This window comes from Streptomyces tibetensis, assembly GCF_040647715.1.
Taxonomy (GTDB): domain Bacteria; phylum Actinomycetota; class Actinomycetes; order Streptomycetales; family Streptomycetaceae; genus Streptomyces; species Streptomyces tibetensis_A.
The window spans coordinates 48,414-69,765 of record NZ_JBEZCR010000008.1 but is presented as its reverse complement, the minus strand read 5'-3'; the positions used below and the strand labels follow the sequence as shown (position 1 = coordinate 69,765).

Here is a 21,352-nt window from a genome sequence, read left to right as displayed (position 1 = left end):
CACGGAGGCGGTCCTGGTGGCTCGGTGGGGCTGAGTGCTGATCAGGGCGGGTCGGCCCTGGTCACTGCTGGAAGGAGACGGGCAGTTTCACGGCCTTGGCGCCGGTCGGCGGGACCTGGAGGGACTTCAGTGCGAACTCCATGACCTTCTTGTAGACGGGTCCGCAGATCTGCCCGCCGAAGTAGCTGCCCCGGGTGGCGTTCTGGATGGCGCAGTAGACGGTGATGCGGGGCTGGTCGGCGGGCGCGAACCCGGCGAACGACGAGGTGTAGCCGTGGTACTTGCCGGTGGCCGGATCCACTCGGTTGGCGGTACCCGTCTTGCCCGCGACGCGGTAGCCGGGGATGCGCGCCTTGGTGCCGGTGCCCTCCTCGTCGTCCACGACGGACTCCAGCATGTGGGCGAGGGTCTTCGCCGTTCTCTCGCTGACGACCCGGTTCTTCTGGGGTTTCGGGGCGGGCGTGAACTGGCCGTCGGGACCCCTGGTGCCGCGTACGAGGGTGGGCTGGATGCGGACGCCGCCGTTGGCGATGGTCGAGTACACGGAGGCCGCCTGCATGGCGTTGATGGAGACGCCCTGGCCGAAAGGGATCGTGTACTGCTGCGAGGTCGACCACTTGTCGGGCGGGGCGAGGATGCCCTTGGTCTCGCCGGGGAAGCCGAGCCCGGTGTAGCTGCCGAGGCCGAACCTGCGCAGGTAGTCGTAGAGGACCTTGTTGGCCTGGGCCTGGGTCTTTCCGAGCTGTCCGGTGGCGAGGATCGTGCCGATGTTGCTGGACTTGGCGAGGACGCCGTTGAGCGTGAGGTACCAGGTCGGGTGGTCGATGTCGTCCTTGAAGAGCCGGTCGCCGCGGTGCAGCCGGTTGGGCACGATGACGTGGGTCCCGGGCGTGGCGACGTTCTGCTGGAGGACGGCGGCCATCGACATGACCTTGGCGGTGGAGCCGGGCTCGAAGGCGTCCTGGACGGCGGCGTTGCCGAGGGCGGCAGGGTCGGCGCCGGACAGGTCGTTGGGGTCGAAGCCGGGCGAGTTGGCCATGGCCAGGACCTGTCCGGTGCGGGTGTCCTGGACGATGACGTAACCGCGGTCGGCCGCGGACTCCTTCACCTGCTCGCTGATGGCGTTCTGGGCGGCCCACTGGATGTCGCGGTCGATGGTGAGCTCGACGTCGCTGCCGGGGACGGCGGGTGTCTCGGTGGAACCCGCGGTGGGCACGAGACGGCCGCCGGACTGGGCGTAGCGGATCTTGCCGTCCTTGCCGGCGAGCTGCTTGTTCAGCTGCAGTTCGATGCCGCCGCCCGGCTTGCCCTCGCCGTTGACCCAGCCCAGTATCCCGGCGGCCAGGTCGCCGCCGGGGTACACGCGCTTGCTGGTGGCGACGGAGAAGACACCGGACAGGACGTTGTGCGTGGACTTGTCGGTCTCCGCCTTCTTGGCGAGTGCGGACTTGAGGTCCTTGATCTGCTTCCAGACCTGCGGGGTCTGGCGGGAGGCCAGCTTGACGTAGCGCAGGGCCGGGTTCTTCGGCCGCAGTTTCCTGACCAGGTCCTCCTGCTCCTGGCCGAGGATCGGGGCGAGGAGTGCGGCCGCCTGCTCGGGTCCGTCCGCGATCTTCAGCATGCCGGGGGCGAACATCGTGGGGTCGGCGGTGATGTCGTAGGCGTCCTCGCTGGTCGCGAGGGCCACACCGGACCGGTCGGTGATCTCGCCCCGGTCCGCGGCCAGCACCTGCCCGACGTACCGGTTCTGCTCGGCCTTGGCGGCGTACGTGCTCGCGTCGACGGCCTGTACCTGGAACAGCCGTACGACGAAGGCGGACAGGACCAGGGTCAGCGCGAGCCCCACCAGGCGCAGGCGGGGTCGGGGGCTGCCCAGCCGCAGCGGCTTGGACGCCGCCGGGCGTCCCTGCCCCGGGCGGGGCCGGGCCGGACGGGCACCGGGGGCGGGGCGGCGCCGGGCGTCTGGACGGGCGGGCCTTGCGGGGCCGGGCACGCGGCGGCGCGGCGGTTGCCTGTCGGACACTTCCGTCACCTGCCGGGGGTCGGGGCGGGGCCGTTGGGCATGGCCTCGGGGGCGAGGACCACGGGGGTGTGCGCGGCGGGCAGCCGGACGCCGGGAGCGGCGCTGGGGACGCCCTTGACGGTGCCGTCGGGGTCGAGGAAGGCCGGGTCGCCGCCGGGCACCATGCCGAGTTCGCGGGCACGGCGCTGCAGGGCGTCGGGGGCGGAGTAGGCGTCGATGTCCCGCTGGAGGGCCTGCTCCTCGTCGGTGAGGTTCTTGGTCCCGCGCTGGAGGTCGTCGAGCTGGAACGCGCCCTCACTGAGGGCCGAGTTCAGCACCAGGAGGGCGATGAGACCGCCGCCGAGGAGGAGGACGACTAGGAAGACGAAAGGCGTGCGGGCCGCCTGCCCGGGGCCGGTCGGGAGGAGCCGCGCGAGTCGGGCCGCCCTCCCCTGCAGTTCGGGTTTGCCGCTCACGCACGCTCCCTCGGTCCGGCCTGCACACGCCTCACTCGACGTCCTCCCTGATGCGCTGGGCCCCGCGCAGTCGCGCCGGTGCCGCCCGCCGGTTCTCGGCGATCTCCTCTTCGGTGGGGAGTTCGGCACCGCGGGTGAGCAGCTTGAGCCGCGGCTGGTAGCGCTCGGGGACGACGGGCAGCCCGGGCGGCGCGGTGGTGGCGGCGCCGGCCGCGAAGACCTGCTTGACCAGCCGGTCCTCCAGCGAGTGGTACGACAGCACGGCGATCCGTCCGCCCACGTCGAGCGCCTTCACGGCGGCGGGGATCGCGCGTTCCAGCACGGAGAGCTCGCCATTGACCTCGATGCGCAGGGCCTGGAAGGTCCGCTTGGCCGGGTTGCCGCCGGTGCGCTTGGCGGCCTGCGGAAGCGCGTCCCGGATCAGTTCGACCAGCCGGGCGCTGTTGCCGAACGGCTCCTTCTCCCGCTCGCGCACGATCGCGCTCACGATCCGCTTGGCCTGCTTCTCCTCGCCGTAGGCCCGCAGGATGCGCACGAGTTCGCCCGGTGGGTAGGTGTTGAGGACCTCGGCGGCGCTGACGCCGGTCGTCTGGTCCATGCGCATGTCGAGGGGGGCGTCCTGGGCGTAGGCGAAGCCGCGGTCGGCCTCGTCGAGCTGCATGGAGGAGACGCCCAGGTCGAACAGGGCGCCCTGCACACGCGCGATGCCGAGCCTGTCGAGCACCTCGGGGAGCTCGTCGTAGACGGCGTGGACGAGGGTGGCGCGCTCGCCGTAGGGGGCGAGGCGCTCGCCGGACAGGCGCAGGGCCTCCTTGTCGCGGTCGAGGGCGACGAGGCGGGTCTCGGGGAACCGCGCGAGGAGCGCCTCGCTGTGACCGCCGAGGCCGAGGGTGCAGTCGACGACCACGGCGTCCGGGGCCTCCAGGGCGGGCGCCAGCAGATCCAGGCACCGCTGGAGCATCACCGGGACGTGTCGACTCTGGCTCAAGGGGCCCTCTCAGATCCGGCACGGCCGTACGCACCGCCGGGTCCCCGCCCGCTCGTGAACATGAGGCCCGCCGGCGCCGGAAGCGTCAGCCGACCGGAAGCGGGAGGAGGCCGAGCCGTACGTACGCGCCGCGCACGCGGGGAGATCTCCGGTCGTGGCCGGGGTCTCCGAAGAAATCAGTCCAGCGGGGAGAGTCTCGCCTCCCGCTTCGCGTCACTTTAGTCCACGGTGTCGCCCGGTCAATCAACCGGCCTGCGCGTCGCCGTCGTTCGCACGCCGGCCAGGACACCACCCTTGTGGGGTACCTCACAACCACCCGTGGGCGGCATTCTTTGTCCACTTCCACAGGAGGCCTGGACCGGGTGTGACCAGTAACGTCATGCCTATGACGACTTCTGCATCGGTACCCACGGGTTCGGAGAGCGCCATAGCGGCCGGAGGCTCGGTCACCGACCGTATCGTCCAGGCGAACGCCCGGTACGCCGAGACCTTCGAGCACGCCGGGATGGACGGCGCGCCGGCCCTGCACGTGGCCGTCGTGGCCTGCATGGACGCCCGCCTCGACCCGCTCGGCGCGCTGGGCCTGGAGCTCGGCGACTGCCACACCATCCGCAACGCGGGCGGCGTGGTCACCGACGACGTGATCCGCTCCCTCACCATCAGCCAGCGCAAGCTGGGCACGCGCAGCGTGGTCCTCGTCCACCACACCGGCTGCGGCATGGAGACCCTCACCGAGGACTTCCGCGGCGACCTGGAGGCCGAGGTCGGGCAGCGCCCGTCGTGGGCGGTGGAGTCCTTCCAGGACGCCGACCAGGACGTGCGGCAGTCCATGCAGCGGGTGCGCACCTCGCCCTTCCTGCCGCACACCGACGACGTGCGCGGATTCGTCTACGACGTGCGGACCGGCCTGTTGCGCGAGGTCGACCCGGCCTCCTGACCTGCGCGGCGGGACGCGACCACCCCGGCCCCGCCACCCGCCGCAGCTGTCGAAATCCTGTCAGTCAGGCGTTCGAATGGCCGCAAGACCGACATATCGCGGCCAGTTGTCCACAGTCGAGTGACACGAAACGGTAACGGCAGCAAGAATGCGGGAGTGGCGTCACGCGGAACCTTTCACGCGTGGTGTCCGTGGTTCGGGGTGGGCCGGCCCGCGACATGCGGCGTCGGCCCGGGAAAATGGGGTATCCCGTGCTTCCTGAGAGCACGGGAAAGGCCGAGGAGCGCCGGGTGACGACCTATGACGATCGAGCGAGCCATGGGGGTCCCCCAGCCCGGGATTTCTCGCGGGTGGGGGACGATCTGACCGCCGTGGTGGAGCGCGTGCGGCAGTCGGTGGAAGGCGTGATCGAGGGCAAGCCCGAGGTCGTACGGCTCTCGCTGACCGTACTGCTCGCCGAAGGACACCTGCTGATCGAGGACGTCCCCGGTGTCGGCAAGACGATGCTGGCCAAGGCGCTGGCGCGGTCCATCGACTGCTCGGTGCGGCGCATCCAGTTCACGCCCGACCTGCTGCCGTCGGACATCACCGGTGTGTCCATCTGGGACCAGCAGCGCCGTGACTTCGAGTTCAAGCCGGGCGCGATCTTCGCCCAGGTGGTGATCGGCGACGAGATCAACCGCGCCTCGCCCAAGACGCAGTCCGCGCTCCTGGAGTCCATGGAGGAGCGCCAGGTCACCATCGACGGCAAGACCTACGAGCTGCCCAGCCCCTTCATGGTGGTGGCGACCCAGAACCCGGTCGAGATGGAGGGCACCTACCCGCTGCCGGAGGCCCAGCGCGACCGCTTCATGGCCCGGGTCTCCGTCGGCTACCCGAGCGCGGAGGCCGAGCTGCAGATGCTGGACGTGCACGGCGGCGTCTCGCCGCTGCAGGACCTCCAGCCTGTGGCCCACGCGGACGAGATCCTCAAGCTCATCGAGGCCGTGCGCGGGGTGCACGTCGCCGAGCCGGTCCGGCGCTACGCCGTCGACCTGGTCGGCGCCACGCGCACACACCCCGACCTGAGACTCGGCGCCTCCCCGCGCGCGACGCTGCACCTGCTGCGCGCGGCGAAGGCGTCCGCGGCCCTCAGCGGCCGGGAGTACGCGCTGCCGGACGACGTGCAGGCCCTCGCCGTCGCCGTCCTGGCCCACCGCCTGCTGCCCACCGCCCAGGCCCAGCTCAACCGGCGCACCGCCGAGCAGGTCGTCGAGGAGATCCTGCAGCGCACCCCGGTGCCGGCGGGGCCGCAGCAGCAGAGCGGCTTCGGCGGCGTGGGCCGTACGGCTCCGGCGTATCCCCAGCAGCAGCCGCGGAGGCTGTGATGACCACCGCGGGGGCGGGCCGGGCGGAAGCCGACCGAGGCGAGAAAGGCGGCGTCCGCACCGCTCTGGCCGGTCTGACCACCCGCGGACGTTCCTTCCTGGCCGCCGGCGTCGCGGCCGCGATCTGCAGTTACGTGCTCGGCCAGAGCGACCTGCTGCGCGTGGGGCTGCTGCTGGCGGTGCTGCCGCTGGTGTGCGCGGCGGTGCTGTACCGCACCCGCTACCGGGTCGCGGGCAGCCGCCGGCTCTCCCCCGCGCGCGTGCCCGCGGGCAGCGAGGCCCGGGTCCACCTGCGGATGGACAACGTCTCGCGGCTGCCCACGGGCCTGCTCATGCTCCAGGACAAGGTGCCGTACGTGCTCGGTCCGCGGCCCCGCTTCGTGCTCGACCGGGTGGAGGCGGGCGGCCGGCGCGAGGTGTCCTACCGGGTGCGCTCCGATCTGCGCGGCCGCTACCCGCTGGGTCCGCTCCAACTGCGCCTGACCGACCCGTTCGGCATGTGCGAGCTGACCCGGTCCTTCTCGACGTACGACACCCTCACGGTCATCCCGCGCGTGGAGCCGCTGGCACCGGTGCGCCTGGGCGGCGAGGCGAAGGGGTACGGCGACGGGCGGCAGCGTTCGCTCGCTCTGGCGGGCGAGGACGACGTCATCCCGCGCGGCTACCGCTACGGCGACGACCTGCGGCGCGTGCACTGGCGTTCCACCGCCCGCTACGGCGAGCTGATGGTGCGCCGCGAGGAGCAGCCGCAGCGCGCCCGCTGCACGGTGCTGCTGGACACCCGCGGCATCGCCTACCAGGGCGCGGGGCCGGACTCGCCCTTCGAGTGGGCCGTCTCGGGCGCCGCCTCGGTCCTGGTGCACATGCTCGAACGCGGCTACTCGGTACGGCTGCTGACGGACACCGGCAACGCGGTGCCCGGCGAGGGCGGTGACGGTTTCGCGGGCGCGAGCCAGGAGTCGGCGGACGCGGCCGGGCTGATGATGGACACCCTCGCGGTGATCGACCACTCCGACGGTGCGGGCCTGTCCCGGGCCTACGACGTGCTGCGCGGCGGGAACGAGGGGCTGCTGGTGGCCTTCCTCGGCGACCTGGACGAGGAGCAGGCGGCCGTGCTGGGCCGGATGCGCCGGCGCAGCCCGGGGGCGGTCGCCTTCGTGCTGGACAGCGGCACCTGGACACGGGAACCGAGTGATGTGTCCGGTCCGTTGGACGGGAGCGGGGACCGGCTGCGCATGCTGCGCGAGGCGGGGTGGACGGCCCTGCGCGTGCCGCGGGGAGCCTCCATGGACGAGCTGTGGCGGCTGGCGGACCGGGAGCGCAGGGGCGTGGCCGCCGCGAGCGGCGGGGAGGGACCGTGATGAGCGGGCGGGTACGACTGACGCTGGGCGCCTGGGCGGCCACGCTGATGGCCGCGTGCGCCCTGCTGCCCCTCGTCCGGCCGGCCACCTGGATCGTGCAGGCGGCGTTCCTGCTGGCGCTGCAGTCGGGCGTGGGAGCCGCTGCCCGCCGGGTGCCGCTGGCCCGGCCGCTGACGGTGGCGGCGCAGGCCGTGGTCACTGTGATGCTGCTGACCTTCGTGTTCGCCCGTGGGCAGGCCCTGGCCGGGCTGATCCCGGGTCCGCAGGCCGTCGACCGCTTCGCGCTCCTGCTCCAGCAGGGCGGTGACGACATCGCGCGGTACGCGATCCCGGCGCCCCTGGAGTCCGACGGCATACGACTGATGCTCCTGGGCGGCGTCCTGATCATCGGACTGCTGGTGGACACCCTCGCGGTGACCTTCCGCAGCGCCGCTCCGGCCGGTCTGCCCCTGCTCGCCCTGTACTCCGTGGCGGCGGGGCTGTCCGACGGGGGCTCGGACTGGCTGTGGTTCCTGGTGGCGGCGGCCGGCTATCTGATGCTGCTGCTGGCCGAGGGGCGGGACCGGCTCTCGCAGTGGGGACGGGTCTTCGGCGGTGCCCCGCGCACGGCGGGCGGGGAGCCGAGCGGCGCGCTCGCCCCGGTCCGCACCGGTCGGCGCATCGGCGTGGTCGCGCTGGGCATAGCCCTGGTGGTGCCGCTCGGTCTGCCCGCGATGAACGGCGGGCTGCTGGACACCGTGGGAGCGGGTGCGGGCGGCGGATCCGGCGGCGGGGGCACGATCTCCGCCGTGAACCCGCTGGTGTCGCTGCGGGACAGCCTGAACGCGGACGAGGACCAGCAGGTGCTGTCCGTGCGGACCAGGACGGCGGACGTCTCGGACCTGTACCTGCGGATCGTGTCCCTGGACGACTTCGACGGCACCACCTGGAAGCCGTCCCGGCGGTCCATCACCGCCGTCCCCGACGGCACCTTCCCGGCCCCGGTCGGCCTCAGCCCGGACGTCAAGCGCACGGAGTTCGACACCACGATCACGGCGGCCGGCTGGTACGCCCAGGACTGGCTGCCCATGCCGTATCCGCCGAGCGGTGTGCGCATCAGCGGCAACTGGCGGTACGAGCCGCAGGGCATGACGCTGGTCGGCGACCACGGGCAGAACACACGCGGTCTGACGTACCAGGTCAAGAGCCTGGACGTGCAGCCGACGGCGGAGCAGCTCGCCTCGGCGGGACCGGCGCCCGATGACATCGAGCGCGACTTCACCAAGCTGCCCGACTCGCTGCCGTCGGTGGTGGCCCGCACCGCCCGCCAGGTCACCACGGGCGCGGCCAACCCGTACGACCAGGCGGTCAAGCTCCAGGACTGGTTCGCCGTGACCGGCGGCTTCGAGTACGACACACAGGTGCAGGTCGGCAGCGGCTCGCAGGCGATCGCCCGCTTCCTGAAGGACAAGCAGGGCTTCTGCGTGCACTTCTCCTTCGCGATGGCGGCGATGGCCCGCTCCCTGGGCATACCGGCCCGGGTCGCGGTGGGTTTCGCGCCCGGTTCCCCGCAGGCGGACGGCTCGGTGTCGGTGGGGCTGCGGGACGCGCACGCCTGGCCCGAGCTGTACTTCGAGGGCGTGGGGTGGACCCGCTTCGAGCCGACTCCGAACCGCGGCTCGATACCGTCGTACACCCTGCCCGACAACCCCGGCAGTTCGGTGCCGGATCCGTCGCGTCCCTCCCAGTCGGCGTCGGCCGCGCCCTCGGCGGCGCCCTCGGCGAGTGAGGGTTGCACGCCGGAGCAGAAGAAGCTGGACGGCGGCTGCGCGAGCGAATCACCGCAGGCGGCGCTCCCCACGGACGACGACGGCCCGCAGTGGTACGCGTTCCTGGTGTGGGCCCTGGCCGGTCTCGCCGTCCTCGCGCTCCCCCTGGCACCGATGCTGTGGCGGCTGCGGACTCGGTCGGCACGGCTCGGGGCGCACGGCCGCGGTGAAGCGGACACCGCGCCGCACACCCTGGCCGTCTGGCAGGAGCTGACCGACACGGCGTGGGACTTCGGCATCACCCCGGACGAGTCACAGACACCGCGCAAGGCGGCCGCCCGTATGGTCCGCCTCGGCGATCTCGACGCGACGGCCGCGGCCTCGGTGCACCGGGTGGCGAACGCGGTGGAGCAGGTGCTGTACGCACCGCACCCGCGCCCCGTGGCGGGCCTCACGGACGACGTCCGCCGTGCCGCGGCGGGCCTCGGCGCGGCGGCCGGGCGGGCGGCCAGGCTCCGCGCCCTTGTGGCCCCCCGCTCCACCGCGCGTGTGGTGTGGGCGGCGTCGGCGTGGTGGACGCGGCTGCGGGAGCGCGCCGTGGCGCTGCGGCCGACGTGGCGGAAGACCTCGGGGCAGCAGGGCTGAGGATGCGGCAGCACTGAGGGCAGCGGCACGCGGGCCGGCCGGCGCGGATACGCCGGCCGGCCTTGTCGCGTCCGGGGGTGCGTCGGCCTGGCAGAGGTCCGGGAACGGTCGGTCTTGTGAGGGTGCCCGCGCAAACAGTCAGGGGGTGACCACCGGGTGGGTGGTCACCCCCTGACCTACGTGTTCACGTGGTCCTGGAGAGGCTGCGCGGGAGGCTAATGGCCACCCTGTTCGTCGCGGCGCTTCTGCCAGCGCTGCTCGATGCGGTCCATCACCGAGCGGCGCTGCCGACCCTGTGGGTGGGCGTGGTGTCCGGCGGCACCGGACGCCTGCTCACCCGGCTTGGGGGCCTTGCGCCAGCCGGTCACGGCGAGCACCGCACAGCCCAGCATGACGAGGAAGCCCACGACACTGAGCCAGACCTGCTTGGCGACCATTCCAGCCATGAGGAGCGCGATACCTACGAGGAAGCCCGCGACCGCCTGGTAGACCCGTCGCCGGGTGTACGTGCGCAGCCCGCTTCCCTCAAGCGCTGTCGCGAACTTGGGATCTTCGGCGTACAGCGCTCGCTCCATCTGCTCGAGCATGCGCTGCTCGTGCTCCGAGAGCGGCACGGAGTCCTCCTCATCGTGCAGTCGCCGGGGCGACCCGGGGGGTCCCTTCAGGATAGGCAGGGAATCGCCCCCGTGAAACCCGCCCCTCTGCGCCAATTGACCAACCGGAACCCGCCATGGGAGTCCGGCTCGCTGAGGCTTCCATTCCCCGGCGGCCGACCCGTCATGCCGGAACGGTCTCCCTCGATCATACGGCGCGCCGTCCCCATTCGGGGGGCCTGTGGCGTACTCCATGCGCAGCGGAGGCGCTGATCAGCGGCGGTGCCCCGGGAGAGGGCTCAGGCCTCGACGGCCCCATCGGTCTCGCCGGTCCCAGTGGTCCCACCTGTCCCAGCGGCCCCACCGGTCTCACCCAGGACGTGCAGCTGCGTGGCCACCGAGTGGAACGCGGGGAGCTCGGCTGCGGCCTCCTCCAGCTTCAGCAGCGCTTCCACGGCTCCGGGCTCGGTGTCCACGAGGACGCCGGGCACGAGGTCGGCGAAGACCCGGACGCCGTGCACGGCACCGACGCGCAGGCCCGCTCCCTCGACCAGTCCCGTGAGCTGCTCGGTGGTGAAGCGACGCGGCACCGGGTCACCCGCGCCCCATCGTCCGTTCGGGTCGTCGAGCGCCTGCCGGGCCTCCTTGAAGTGCCCGGCGAGGGCGCGGGACAGCACGGCGCCGCCCAGCCCGGCGGCGAGCAGGCTGAGGACGCCCTCCGGGCGCAGGGCCGCCACCGCGTTGCGGACGCCCTCGGCCGGGTCGTCCACGTACTCCAGGACGCCGTGGCACAGCACCACGTCGTAGCCACCGCGCTCGGCGACGTCGAAGAGGCCGTGGGCGTCGCCCTGGACGCCCTTGACCCGGTCGGCCACGCCGGCTTCGGCGGCCCGGCGCTCCAGGGCGAACAGGGCGTTGGGGCTGGGGTCGACGACGGTGACCCGGTGGCCGAGGCGGGCGACGGGCACCGCGAAGTTGCCGCTGCCGCCTCCGGTGTCGAGGACGTCCAGCGACTCCCGACCCGCGGCCTTGACCCGGCGGTCGAGGGCGTCCTGGAGGACCTCCCAGACCACGGCGGTACGGAGTGAGGCGCGGGGGCGCATCGGGTCCGACACGGCAGTTGACTCCTCGGCGCGGCACCGCCACTTGCACGGCGGCGCGAACGGGGTGTCTCCCCCGGCCCCGGCCACGGGGAGGGAAGACTTCAGGCGCCCCCCACCCTATTGCCTGGGCCACGGCGTACAGATGACCCGGTCCCGAGATGCCCCAGCGGGTCAGACGGGACCAGGCCGCGCTCAGCCCGCGTCCGGGCCCTCGAGTCGGACGAGCCCGGTCCGCCCTCAGCCGGCGTCCGGCATGTCACTCCCCGCGCCGGGGCCCTCCGGCCGGTCGTGGTCCGGGCGTGGCTGCGGGAGGACCGGCTGGAGGACCAGCATCCGCTCGACGAGGCGCAGGAACATCGCCACGTCGCGTATCAGGTCGTCGGCGTCCCGGCCGGTGGCCGCGCCCTGGATGCCGGCCTCGGCGCGGGCGCGGCGCCTGGCGCCGGAGGCGAACAGCGCGCTCCACTCGGTCAGCTCGGGTGCGATCTCGGGGAGCACTTCCCAGGCGCTCCGGATCTTGGCCCGGGCCCGGGGCGAGGTCTCCGGGCGGCCCCGGGCGGCGAGCACGGCCGCGGCGGTGCGCAGAGCGGCGAGGTGGGCCCTGGAGTAGCGCTCGTTCGGTGTCTCCAGGGATGCGGCCTCGTCGAGGCTGGCGCGGGCCTGGGCGAGCAGGTCGAGGGCGGCGGGCGGGGCCGTGGCCCGGCGGAGCACGGGGTGCACGTCGCTCGCCGGGCCGGTCAGTGAGGGGGCAGGGCCGGTGGCGCGGCGCCGGCGGGCGGCTGCTGCGTGATAGCTGGCCATGACGAACCTCCTGTCGTCTGGGTGACGGCACGTCCGGTCACGGAGTGCCGTATGTGACCCATCGTGAGGTATGGCACTGACAATCCGATCTGACCTGCGGTTTTGCTTCGCTCGTAGGTTCGGAGTAGTTTTTGCACTGACCAGTCAGTTCAAATTCAGGGGAGACTCGTGGGGGAACAGGCGGGAGGGGTGCGGATCGCCGCCGACGGCCTCGGGATCAAGGGGCCACGGGGGTGGGCGGTCCGCGGGATCTCCGTCGACGCCGAGCCGGGCACGCTCGTCGCGGTCGAGGGCCCGTCCGGGTCCGGCCGGACGTGCCTGTTGCTCGCGCTGACGGGGCGGATGAAGGTCTCGGAGGGCACGGCCGCCGTGGGCGGCGCGAGGCTGCCGAAGCAGATGGCGGCCGTGCGCGGCATGAGCGCGCTGGCGCACGTCCCGGGGGTCACCGACCTCGACCCGGCGCTGACCGTCGCCGAGCACCTGCGGGAACGGGCGCTGCTCCAGCGGCGGTTCGGCGCGTCGCTGCGCGCACTGCTGCGGCCCCGCGGGGAGCGGGCGGCCGAGGCCGAACGGCGCGTCGACGCAGCGCTGGAGGCGGCCGGTCTCGATCTGGAGACCCTGCCCAAGGGGCCGCGCACGGCCGTACGGGACCTGGAGCGCCTGGAGGCGCTGCGGCTGTCGATCGCGCTCGCGCTCGTCGGCGGGCCGCGGCTGCTGGGCATCGACGACACCGACCTCAAGCTCTCGGACGGTGAACGCGGGGAGGTCTGGGCGCTGCTCGGATCGCTGGCCGATGCCGGGACGACGGTCGTGGCGGTGTGCAGCGAGGCTCCCGAGGGCGCCGTCAAGGTCTCCACCGCGCCGAGCCGCGAGGAGCCGCCCACCGAGGGCGAGGCAGACCGGGCCGCCGGGACCGACGAGGCCACCGAGGCCGACCAGGCCGCCGACAAGACCGACCAGGGAGAGGGGAAGGCCGATGCGATCGCCGAGACTGGCCGCGCTTGAGCTGCGCCGCTTCGGGCGGGGGAAGCTGCCGCGCGCCGCACTGGTCGCGCTGCTGGTGCTGCCGCTGCTGTACGGCGCGCTGTACCTGTGGTCGTTCTGGGACCCGTACGGCCGTCTGGACAAGATCCCGGTGGCGCTGGTGAACGACGACAAGGGGGCGACCGCCGACGGGAAGAAGATCACGGCGGGGGACGACATCACGAAGGGCCTGCATGACAGCAAGACCTTCGACTGGCAGGAGGTGAGCGCCGCCGAGGCCCGCAGGGGTGTCGAGGACGGCAGCTACTACCTGTCGCTCACCCTGCCCGCCGACTTCAGTGAGCGGATCGCCTCCAGCTCCGGGAACACCCCGGAGACCGGCGCCCTCCAGGTGCGCACGAACGACGCCAACAACTACATCGTCGGCCAGATCTCCCGCACGGTCTTCAGCGAGGTGCGGCAGGCGGCGTCCACCAAGACGTCCCGGTCCTTCCTGGACAAGATCTTCGTGTCGTTCTCCGACATCCACGGCAAGACCGTGAAGGCGGCGAAGGGCGCCGACCGGCTCAACGGGGGGATCGACAAGGCCGAGAAGGGCTCCAAGGACCTCGCCGACGGCCTGGAGAAGGCCAAGGGCGGCAGCGGCAAGCTCGCCACCGGCCTGAAGAAGCTCCACACGGGCGCGGGCGACTTGGAGGACGGCTCGAAACAGGTCGCGGAGGGCACGCGGAAGCTCGCCGACCGGGTCAACGGCACCGCCGACAAGGTCGGCCCCTTCCTCAAGGGCAACGAGAAGACCATCGGGGACACCGCCCGGCTGGTCGCCGACTCCTCCGGGGTGATCCGCAAGCACCTGGACACCCTGGTGAAGACGGCCCCGACCGCCGCCAAGGGCGCCCGGGCGGCCTCCGGCACGCTGAACGACGTCTACGCCAGGCGCTGCGACGATCCCGTCCTGCCCGATCCGGCCTGCTCCGACCTGAAGAAGGCCAAGGACGCCGCCGCCGACGTGACCATGATCGCGGATGACCTCAACACGCTGATCGCGGACCAGGACGGCGACCTCGACAAGCTCGACAAGAACCTCGCCACCCTCCAGAAGCAGTCCCAGGCCCTCGCGAACCGCGCACCGCACCTCTCCGAGGACCTCACCGACGCCGTCAAGAAGATCAACGCGCTGAACGACGGGGCGGCCGAGGTCGCCGCCGGCGCGAAGAAGCTGCACAAGGGGATCGGCACGGCCAAGACCGGGGCCGTCGGCCTGGACAAGGGCGTCGGCAAGCTGAAGACGGGCGCGGACGACCTCAACGGCGGTATCTTCAAGCTCGTCGACGGCTCCGGGAAGCTCGCCGGGGGCCTGCACGACGGGGCGGAGAAGATCCCCGACTACGACGAGCAGGACCGTGACCGGCGCACCGAGGTCATGGCCGACCCCGTGCGGCTCGCCTCGCACGACATGCACAAGGCGCCCAACTACGGCACCGGCTTCGCCCCGTACTTCATCCCGCTGTCCCTGTGGGTGGGTGCGATGGTGGCGTACATGCTGATCGCGCCCATGAACCGGCGGGCGCTGGCCGCGGGCGCCCCGGCGTGGCGGATCGCGCTGTCGGGCTGGCTTCCGGTGGTGGCGATCGGGGTGCTGCAGACGGTGGCGCTGATGTCGGTGCTGCACTGGGCGGTCGGCCTGGAGATGGTCCGGGCTGCCGGGACGGTGGGCTTCCTGTTCCTGGTGACGGCGTGCTTCGCGGCGATCGTGCAGTGGCTGAACGCACGCTTCGGGGCAGCGGGCCGGATCCTCGTCCTCGCCCTGCTGATGCTCCAGCTGACCTCGGCGGGCGGCACGTACCCCGTGCAGACCAGCCCCGGGTTCTTCAACGCGCTCCACCCGTTCCTTCCGATGAGCTACGTCGTCGAGGCCCTCAGGCGGCTCATCACCGGCGGTGGACTCGAACCGGTGTGGCACGCGTGCGTGGTGCTGACGGCGTTCACCGCGGGCGCCCTCGCGCTGACCGCCGTGGCCGCCCGCCGGCGCCAGGTGTGGACGCTGGACCGGCTGCATCCGGAGCTGAGCCTGTGAGCCCCACCGTCACTTCCCCCGGAAAGGTTCCTGTGACAATCAGGGCCATGGAAAGCAGCAGTGCCGCGTCGGGCGGCAGCACGCGCCGCGAGGCCACCCGGCAGAAGCTCTACGAGGCGGCCGTCACGCTCATCGCCGAGCAGGGGTTCTCCGCCACGACCGTGGACGAGATCGCCGAGCGTGCCGGGGTCGCGAAGGGCACGGTCTACTACAACTTCGCGAGCAAGTCCGTCCTCTTCGAGGAACTGCTGCGGCACGGAGTGGGGCTGCTGACCGCCTCCCTGCGGGAAGCGGCCGAGCGGACCGAGCGGGAGGGCGGCAGCAAGGTCGACGCCCTGGACGCGATGATCCGGGCGGGTCTGGTCTTCATCGACCGCTACCCGGCCTTCACCCAGCTGTACGTGGCCGAGCTGTGGCGCACCAACCGGACCTGGCAGTCCACGCTGATGGTGGTGCGGCAGCAGGCCGTGGCCGTCGTGGAGGACGTGTTGCGCGACGGCGTCGCGGCCGGTGAGTTCAGCGAGGAGATCGACATCTCGCTGACGGCGTCCGCGCTGGTCGGCATGGTCCTGGTGGCCGCGCTGGACTGGAAGTCCTTCCAGGCGGAACGCTCCCTGGACGACGTGCACGCGGCGCTGTCCCGGCTGCTCCAGGGCCGGGTGAGCGGCTGCCGCTGACCTGACCCACCGTCGCGTGCGCATGTGAAGGCGCCGGTCCGGTGTGGCCGCGTCCCCCGCGGGCCACCTCGAACCGGCGCCTTCCCCCACTCCCCCGTTCTCCTGCTCCTGCTCCCCCGCGTGTCCCCTCCGCAGGACCCCCGCAGGACCCCCGTTCGGTCGTCCCCCGGTTTCTCCGGATCCCCCGGTTTCTTCCGGTTCCCCCGGTCCTCCCCCGTGCCTCGCTCCCGCCGACACCGCCGGCGGAAGGAGCGGATCGCGGGCCGGCTCCGTTCCGGCGCCCCGTGTCGCCGGTGCCGGAGCCGTGCCCCTCTCCGTGTCCCCACTCTCTCGTCCGCGCAGGTCGTTCCCCATCCGCGCGCGTACTCAACTCCCCGGCTAGGTATACGTACTCAGTCCTGCGCACTGGGACCCACACCGCTCCGTCGCCGCCTGCCGACGGCCGCCTCCGCGCCCGTACGCGCAGGCCGGTCGGCAAGTGCCGCCTGTGGGGGCTGTCGGTGGGGCCGATAAAGTCCCTGGCATGGCACGGATTGCGGTGATCGGCGCCGGGATGGGCGCGCTGGCGGCTGCCGCCCGGCTGGCCGTCGCGGGCCACCGGGTGGCGGTGTACGAGCGGACGGACACCTACGGCGGAGCCCTGCACCGCTTCGAGCGCGAGGGCTTCTCCTTCGACACGGGCCCCGCCCTGCTGCCGCTGCCCGCCGTCTACCGCGACCTGTTCGTCAAGACCGGCAAGGAGCCGCTGGAGGCCTGTGTCGAGCTGGTCCAGGTCGACCCGTCGGCCCGGCACGTGTTCGCGGACGGCACCGAGGTGTCCCTGCCGAACGCCTCACGCGCGGGCGTCCTCGCCGCCCTGGACGAGGGGCTCGGCGCCGACGCGGGCAAGCGCTGGGGCGACTTCCTGGTCCGGGCCCGCGAGGCCTGGGACCGGACCCGCCGGCCGCTGCTGGAGGAGCCGCTCTGGCCGAACTGGCAGGTGCTCGCCGAGCGTGAGCCCTATCCGTCCGTGCCCCACAAGCGGTTGCTGCGCACCCGCCGGGCCGGCACACTCGCCGAGATCGGCGCCTGGGAGCTGCGCGACCCCAGGCTCGCGGCGCTCCTGGAAAGTCATGCCCTCGCCCACGGTCTGGACCCCCGGGTCACCCCGGCGAGCGCGGCCGTCCTGCCGTACCTGGAGCACGCCTTCGGCACCTGGTACGTGCGTGGGGGCCTGCACGAGCTGGCGCGGGCGGTGTACGAGCGGTGTCTGGCCCGGAGGGTCGAGTTCCATTTCGGCGCCGACGTCACCGGGGTGGTGGAGAAGGACGGCCGTGCCTCGGGGGTGGAACTTGCCGACGGGACGGTCGCGGAGGCGGACTTCGTGGTGGCCGGGGTCGCCCCCGGCGCACTGGCCCGGCTGACCGCAGGCACCGTCGTACGGGGCGACGGCGAGGTGCCGCCGCAGCCGGCCGCGGCGTCCCGGCTGACCCTCCTGCTGGCCCTGCGCGGGGCCCGCCCCGAGGGGACGGCACACCGCACGCTGGTGCACGCCCAGGACCGCGAAGCCGAGTTGGACGCCCTGTTCGGCACGGCGGCCGGAGATTCCCGTCCCGCTCCCACGGTCACGGTGCTACGGCCCGGCGACCCGCGCACGGCCCCGGCGGACCACGAGGCGGTCACGCTGACGACGGTGGTGCCCGCGCGGCCCGGCCGGGCTCACGACGCCCTCGCCGACCTCATGATCACCGTCGCCGAACGCGCCGTACCGGGCCTGCGCGATCGTCTCCTCTGGCACGAGGTGCGCACCCCGGCCGACATCGCGGACCAGACGGGCGCGGAAGGTGGCGCGGTGCCCGTCCCGGCCCTGGCTGCGGGCGACGGGCGGCTGCTGCATCCGTCCAACACCACGCGCGTGCCGGGTCTGTTCACGGTGGGCGGCTGGGCTCACCCCGGCGGGGGGCTGCCGCACGCGGGCATGTCGGGCGCGCTGGTGGCGGGACTGATCGTGGAGGGGCCGGAGTTCCGCGGCTCGCAGTGAGCACAGCGCCCCGTCAGGGCTCGGGCTCGGGCTCGGGCTCGGGCTCGGGCTCGGGCTCGGGCTCGGGCTCGGGCTCGGGCTCGGGCTCGGGCTCCAGAAACGGTACTGCTCAGAAACGGTACTGCTCGTCGTACCCGTTCCCCTGCGGTTGCTGCCCGCCGCCCTGGTACGGGTACTGCTGCTCCGGCGGCAGTTCCTGCCCGTACTCGTCGGTGTTGCGCTGCTGCGGGACCCACACCCCGCCGGGCGGGCTGTCGCCGCCGTAGGTGCCGGAGTACTGGTCCTGACCGTAGCCCTGCTGCCCGTAGTACTGCTGGTCGCCGTACGTGCCCTGGTCGTAGTTCGACGAGCCGACGTACGGGTCGGAGTAGGCGGCGTACTGCTGCTGAGCGGTGGCGTCGTAGCCCTGCTGCTGGCCGTAGCCGGAGTAGTCGTAGGCGTAGGACTGGTCGGTGGCCTGGGCCGCGTACTGGTCGTGGGACTGCTGTCCCTCCGGTTGGTACCCGTGGTCGTAGACGCCGTACGAGCCGGTGTCCTCGGGCATGGGCTGCGGCTCGTAGACGGCGGTGGTCTCGGCGGACGTCGGCTGGTGGACGGGCCGGGCCGGGGTGAAGACGTCGTCCCGGTCGTAGTCGTCGTCCCCGTCGTGGGGGACGGGGTCGCGGCGGTAGGCGCCGGCCTCGTCGTCGTACCCTCCCTCGGCCTCCAGGCCGGAGACCTCCAGGGTGGGCTCCTGGCGGCCGCGCTCGCGGGGGCGGCGCTTGCCACCGCCCAGCGCGGGCGCGTTCATCGCCCAGCCGGCCGCGAAGCCGCTGCGGAACGACAGGGTGACGTAGGTCTGCCCGACCGCGAAGGCCGCGGCCCCCAGGCCGATCACGACGACCGACGGGATGAGGACACCGACGACGACACCGAGGAACCCGGCGAAGGCCAGCAGGCGCCAGCGCAGACGCGCCTTGTACTGCAGGAGCACCTCACCCAGCAGCCACAGCGCGACGATGCCGAACGCGATGTAGAGGACCGCCCAGCCCATGTACGCCCCTCTCCCAGTGGCCGCTACGCAGTGTGTCGTATACCGGTGCGAACGGTCTAGGCCTGCGGTGCCTGGTGCAGACCCAGGTTCTCGTAGATCTCCAGTGTCGCGGTGGAGTTGTTGAGCGTGATGAAGTGCAGGCCGGGCACGCCCTCGGCGAGCAGCCGCGCACAGAACTCCGTGGCGAATTCGATCCCAATGGAGCGTACAGCGGCCGGATCGTCTTTTGCTGTGAGGATCCGCTCTTTCAGGACGTCCGGGAACGAGGCGTTGGTGAGGGACCCGATCCGCTCCAGCGTCTTCACGCTCGCGATCGGCATGACCTCGGGAATGATCGGGGTGTCGCAGCCGGCGGCCGAGACCCGGTCGCGCAGCCGGAGGTAGTCCTCGGGCTGGAAGAACATCTGCGTGATGGCGTAGTCGGCACCCGCCCGGCACTTGTCGACGAAGTGGCGGACGTCGGTGTCCCAGTCGCACGAGCGGGGGTGCATCGCCGGGAAGGCGGCGACGCCGACGCAGAAGTCGCCGGAAGCCTTGATCAGTTCGACGAGTTCGGCGGCGTAGGCCAGACCCCGGGGGTGCGGCACCCAGTCGCCCATCGGGTCGCCGGGCGGGTCACCGCGCAGGGCGAGCATGTTGCGGATCCCGGCGTCGGCGTACTGGCCGATGATGTTGCGCAGGTCGGCCACCGAGTGGTCGACCGCGGTGAGGTGGGCGATCGGGGTGAGGGTGGTGTCGGAGGCGATCGCCTCGGTCGCCTTGACCGTGCCCGCGCGGGTGGAACCGCCCGCGCCGTAGGTCACGGAGACGAAGTCGGGCGCCACCGCCTCGACCCGGCGCAGCGCGTTCCACAGGTTCCGCTCGCCCTTCGGGGTCTTGGGGGCGTAGAACTCGAAGGAGTACGTCGTCTTGCCGCCCGCGAGCATGTCGCGGACGGTGCGGGCGTGGTCCGACCTGATGGATGCGGTGCCGAGGGCCATACCGGCAGGTTAGCCAGGGGCGGTCGGTCCCCCAACCGGGGACCGACTTTTGCCCTAATTGTCCACTTGTTGTCCATCCCTTGGACAGGCCGTACGGGCTACGCCTCCCGCAGCCGCTTCGCGAACCCGGCCGCGGCAGCCCCGGGGTCGTCCGCCTCGGTGATCGCCCGGACGACGACGACGCGTCGGGCGCCCGCCTCCAGGACCTGGTCGAGATTGCCGAGGTCGATGCCGCCGATGGCGAACCAGGGGCGGTCGGTGCCGAGGGCGGCGGTGTGCCGGACCAGGTCCAGGCCGGGTGCGTGGCGGCCGGGCTTGGTGGGGGTCGGCCAGCACGGGCCGGTGCAGAAGTAGTCCACGCCCTGCTGGACGGCGGCCGCGGCGGCCTCGGACTCGGCGTGGGTGGAGCGGCCGATCAGGACGTCGTCGCCGAGGAGCGCACGGGCGGCGGGGACCGGGAGGTCGCCCTGGCCGAGGTGCAGGACGTCGGAGCCGGCGGCGTGGGCGACGTCCGCACGGTCGTTGACCGCCAGCAGCTTGCCGTGGCGGGCGCAGGCGTCGGCGAAGACGGCCAGGTGCTCCAGTTCCTCGGCGGCCTCCATGCCCTTGTCCCGCAGCTGGACGATGTCGACGCCGCCGGCCAGCACGGCGTCGAGGAACTCCGCCAGATCGCCCTGCCGCTTGCGCGCGTCGGTGCAGAGGTAGACCCGGGCGTCGGCGAGCTGGGCCCGTGCGGTGGCGGCGGTGCCGGTCATGCGTGTCCCCCTGGGTGTCGGTGGCGTGCGGGCGGCCCGTACAGCTGGTCGCGGATGGCGTCCGCGGTGGGCCAGTCCTTGCGGGCGCGGGCGGCCTCGCACTGGGTGGGCGTACGAGCGGGCCCGCTGGGGCGGCGTGCGTGGGTGTGCGACGCGGTACGCATCCGTCCCGCCACGAACGCCTCGGGCACCTTACGCCTGCCCCGGCCCGCGGCAGTCTGCCGGCCGTGCCGGTGACTCCTCGCAACCGGGCACAGGGCGCGACCGACCCCCGGGCCGTGACCCCTCGGGTCACGGCCCTCACGTCGGGCGGTTGTTCAGGTCCGGCCCCGCTCGCACGGCACCGGACGGTTGTCCCGTCGCGGCCGGGTCAGACCGCGAGCGCCTGGGCGCGGCGCTTCACCTCCGTGCCGCGGTTCTCGCTGAGCGCCTGCGCGGGGGTGCCGGGCAGGCTGTCGTCCGGGGTGAAGAGCCACTCCAGCATCTCTTCGTCCGTGAAGCCGTCGTCCCGCAGGAGCGTCAGGGTCCCGGACAGGCCCTTGACGACCTTGTCCCCGTCGATGAAGGCGGCGGGGACGTGCAGCGCGCGGTTCTCACCACGGCGTACGGCGATGAGCTGGCCGTCCTTGACCAGCTGCCGCACACGCGTCACCTCGACGCCGAACTGTTCGGCGATGTCGGGGAGGGTGAGCCAGGCGGGGACGAGAGCATCGATCTTTGCGTCAATCTCGGTCACGGAAACCAGCCTGCCATTTGCCACTGACAGTCGGAAGTCGGACGGGCCCACCCGGGCGGACGCGCCGCG

18 protein-coding genes are annotated in these 21,352 nt (G+C 72.6%); 8 read left to right on the top strand and 10 right to left on the bottom strand.

Annotation, left to right across the window (positions count from 1 at the left end):
• Window positions 1-61 precede the first annotated feature (61 nt).
• The 3 genes from AB0B29_RS21885 to rsmH are packed head-to-tail and all read right to left on the bottom strand — an operon-like array spanning window position 62 to window position 3,466.
• Complete coding sequence (locus AB0B29_RS21885) at window positions 62-2,023, bottom strand: peptidoglycan D,D-transpeptidase FtsI family protein (RefSeq protein ID WP_362242209.1); 1,962 nt, start codon at window positions 2,021-2,023, stop codon at window positions 62-64.
• A 5-nt stretch (window positions 2,024-2,028) separates the two neighbouring features.
• Window positions 2,029-2,478 (bottom strand): septum formation initiator family protein, encoded by a 450-nt coding sequence (locus AB0B29_RS21880; RefSeq protein WP_362242206.1) that lies wholly within the window; start codon window positions 2,476-2,478, stop codon window positions 2,029-2,031.
• 31 nt (window positions 2,479-2,509) lie between these two features.
• Entirely contained in the window at window positions 2,510-3,466 is a 957-nt protein-coding gene (gene rsmH, locus AB0B29_RS21875; RefSeq protein ID WP_362242203.1) for a 16S rRNA (cytosine(1402)-N(4))-methyltransferase RsmH, read from the bottom strand.
• Between the two features lie 385 nt (window positions 3,467-3,851).
• Between rsmH and AB0B29_RS21870 the strand changes: the two genes are divergently transcribed.
• From AB0B29_RS21870 to AB0B29_RS21855, 4 genes are all read left to right on the top strand, one after another.
• Window positions 3,852-4,403 carry a beta-class carbonic anhydrase gene (locus AB0B29_RS21870; RefSeq protein ID WP_362242200.1) on the top strand — a complete coding sequence of 184 codons (552 nt, stop codon included), beginning with the start codon at window positions 3,852-3,854 and terminating at the stop codon, window positions 4,401-4,403.
• A gap of 290 nt (window positions 4,404-4,693) precedes the next feature.
• Complete coding sequence (locus AB0B29_RS21865) at window positions 4,694-5,770, top strand: AAA family ATPase (RefSeq protein WP_436845869.1); 1,077 nt, start codon at window positions 4,694-4,696, stop codon at window positions 5,768-5,770.
• Window positions 5,770-7,131, top strand: a complete 1,362-nt coding sequence (locus AB0B29_RS21860) for a DUF58 domain-containing protein (RefSeq protein ID WP_362242195.1) — start codon at window positions 5,770-5,772, stop codon at window positions 7,129-7,131. Before AB0B29_RS21865 ends, AB0B29_RS21860 begins: the two co-directional genes overlap by 1 nt.
• Window positions 7,131-9,524, top strand: a complete 2,394-nt coding sequence (locus AB0B29_RS21855; protein ID WP_362242193.1) for a transglutaminase TgpA family protein — start codon at window positions 7,131-7,133, stop codon at window positions 9,522-9,524. Before AB0B29_RS21860 ends, AB0B29_RS21855 begins: the two co-directional genes overlap by 1 nt.
• A 215-nt stretch (window positions 9,525-9,739) precedes the next feature.
• Here the strand turns inward: AB0B29_RS21855 and AB0B29_RS21850 are convergent, their stop codons facing one another.
• The 3 genes from AB0B29_RS21850 to AB0B29_RS21840 all read right to left on the bottom strand — a co-directional run bounded on the left by AB0B29_RS21850 (window position 9,740) and on the right by AB0B29_RS21840 (window position 12,021).
• Entirely contained in the window at window positions 9,740-10,138 is a 399-nt protein-coding gene (locus tag AB0B29_RS21850) for a DUF3040 domain-containing protein (RefSeq protein WP_362242190.1), read from the bottom strand.
• A 278-nt stretch (window positions 10,139-10,416) separates the two neighbouring features.
• Window positions 10,417-11,232 carry a methyltransferase gene (locus AB0B29_RS21845; RefSeq protein ID WP_362242187.1) on the bottom strand — a complete coding sequence of 272 codons (816 nt, stop codon included), beginning with the start codon at window positions 11,230-11,232 and terminating at the stop codon, window positions 10,417-10,419.
• Between the two features lie 225 nt (window positions 11,233-11,457).
• Window positions 11,458-12,021: an SAV_6107 family HEPN domain-containing protein gene (locus tag AB0B29_RS21840; protein ID WP_362242184.1), complete on the bottom strand. Its 564-nt coding sequence runs from the start codon at window positions 12,019-12,021 to the stop codon at window positions 11,458-11,460.
• A gap of 168 nt (window positions 12,022-12,189) precedes the next feature.
• On the opposite strand from AB0B29_RS21840, the gene AB0B29_RS21835 reads away from it, so the two are divergent.
• The 4 genes from AB0B29_RS21835 to AB0B29_RS21820 all read left to right on the top strand — a co-directional run bounded on the left by AB0B29_RS21835 (window position 12,190) and on the right by AB0B29_RS21820 (window position 17,779).
• Window positions 12,190-13,026, top strand: coding sequence for an ATP-binding cassette domain-containing protein (locus AB0B29_RS21835; RefSeq protein WP_362242181.1), 837 nt, complete (start codon window positions 12,190-12,192; stop codon window positions 13,024-13,026).
• Window positions 12,998-15,082, top strand: a complete 2,085-nt coding sequence (locus tag AB0B29_RS21830; RefSeq protein WP_362242178.1) for a YhgE/Pip domain-containing protein — start codon at window positions 12,998-13,000, stop codon at window positions 15,080-15,082. The genes AB0B29_RS21835 and AB0B29_RS21830 overlap by 29 nt, the downstream gene beginning before the upstream one ends.
• A 47-nt stretch (window positions 15,083-15,129) precedes the next feature.
• Window positions 15,130-15,759 carry a TetR/AcrR family transcriptional regulator gene (locus AB0B29_RS21825; protein ID WP_362242175.1) on the top strand — a complete coding sequence of 210 codons (630 nt, stop codon included), beginning with the start codon at window positions 15,130-15,132 and terminating at the stop codon, window positions 15,757-15,759.
• Between the two features lie 523 nt (window positions 15,760-16,282).
• The gene (locus tag AB0B29_RS21820; protein ID WP_362242172.1) at window positions 16,283-17,779 is read left to right on the top strand and encodes a phytoene desaturase family protein; all 1,497 of its coding nucleotides are present in this window, start codon (window positions 16,283-16,285) and stop codon (window positions 17,777-17,779) included.
• A gap of 109 nt (window positions 17,780-17,888) precedes the next feature.
• On the opposite strand, the gene AB0B29_RS21815 is transcribed toward AB0B29_RS21820, so the two are convergent.
• The 4 genes from AB0B29_RS21815 to AB0B29_RS21800 all read right to left on the bottom strand — a co-directional run bounded on the left by AB0B29_RS21815 (window position 17,889) and on the right by AB0B29_RS21800 (window position 21,283).
• Window positions 17,889-18,812, bottom strand: coding sequence for a hypothetical protein (locus AB0B29_RS21815; RefSeq protein WP_362242169.1), 924 nt, complete (start codon window positions 18,810-18,812; stop codon window positions 17,889-17,891).
• A 56-nt stretch (window positions 18,813-18,868) separates the two neighbouring features.
• Window positions 18,869-19,792, bottom strand: a complete 924-nt coding sequence (metF, locus tag AB0B29_RS21810; RefSeq protein ID WP_362242167.1) for a methylenetetrahydrofolate reductase [NAD(P)H] — start codon at window positions 19,790-19,792, stop codon at window positions 18,869-18,871.
• Between the two features lie 98 nt (window positions 19,793-19,890).
• On the bottom strand, window positions 19,891-20,547 hold the full coding sequence (thiE, locus tag AB0B29_RS21805) for a thiamine phosphate synthase (protein ID WP_362242164.1): 657 nt from the start codon (window positions 20,545-20,547) through the stop codon (window positions 19,891-19,893).
• A 370-nt stretch (window positions 20,548-20,917) separates the two neighbouring features.
• Window positions 20,918-21,283 (bottom strand): Rv2175c family DNA-binding protein, encoded by a 366-nt coding sequence (locus AB0B29_RS21800; protein WP_030848153.1) that lies wholly within the window; start codon window positions 21,281-21,283, stop codon window positions 20,918-20,920.
• Between the last annotated feature and the right edge of the window lie 69 nt (window positions 21,284-21,352).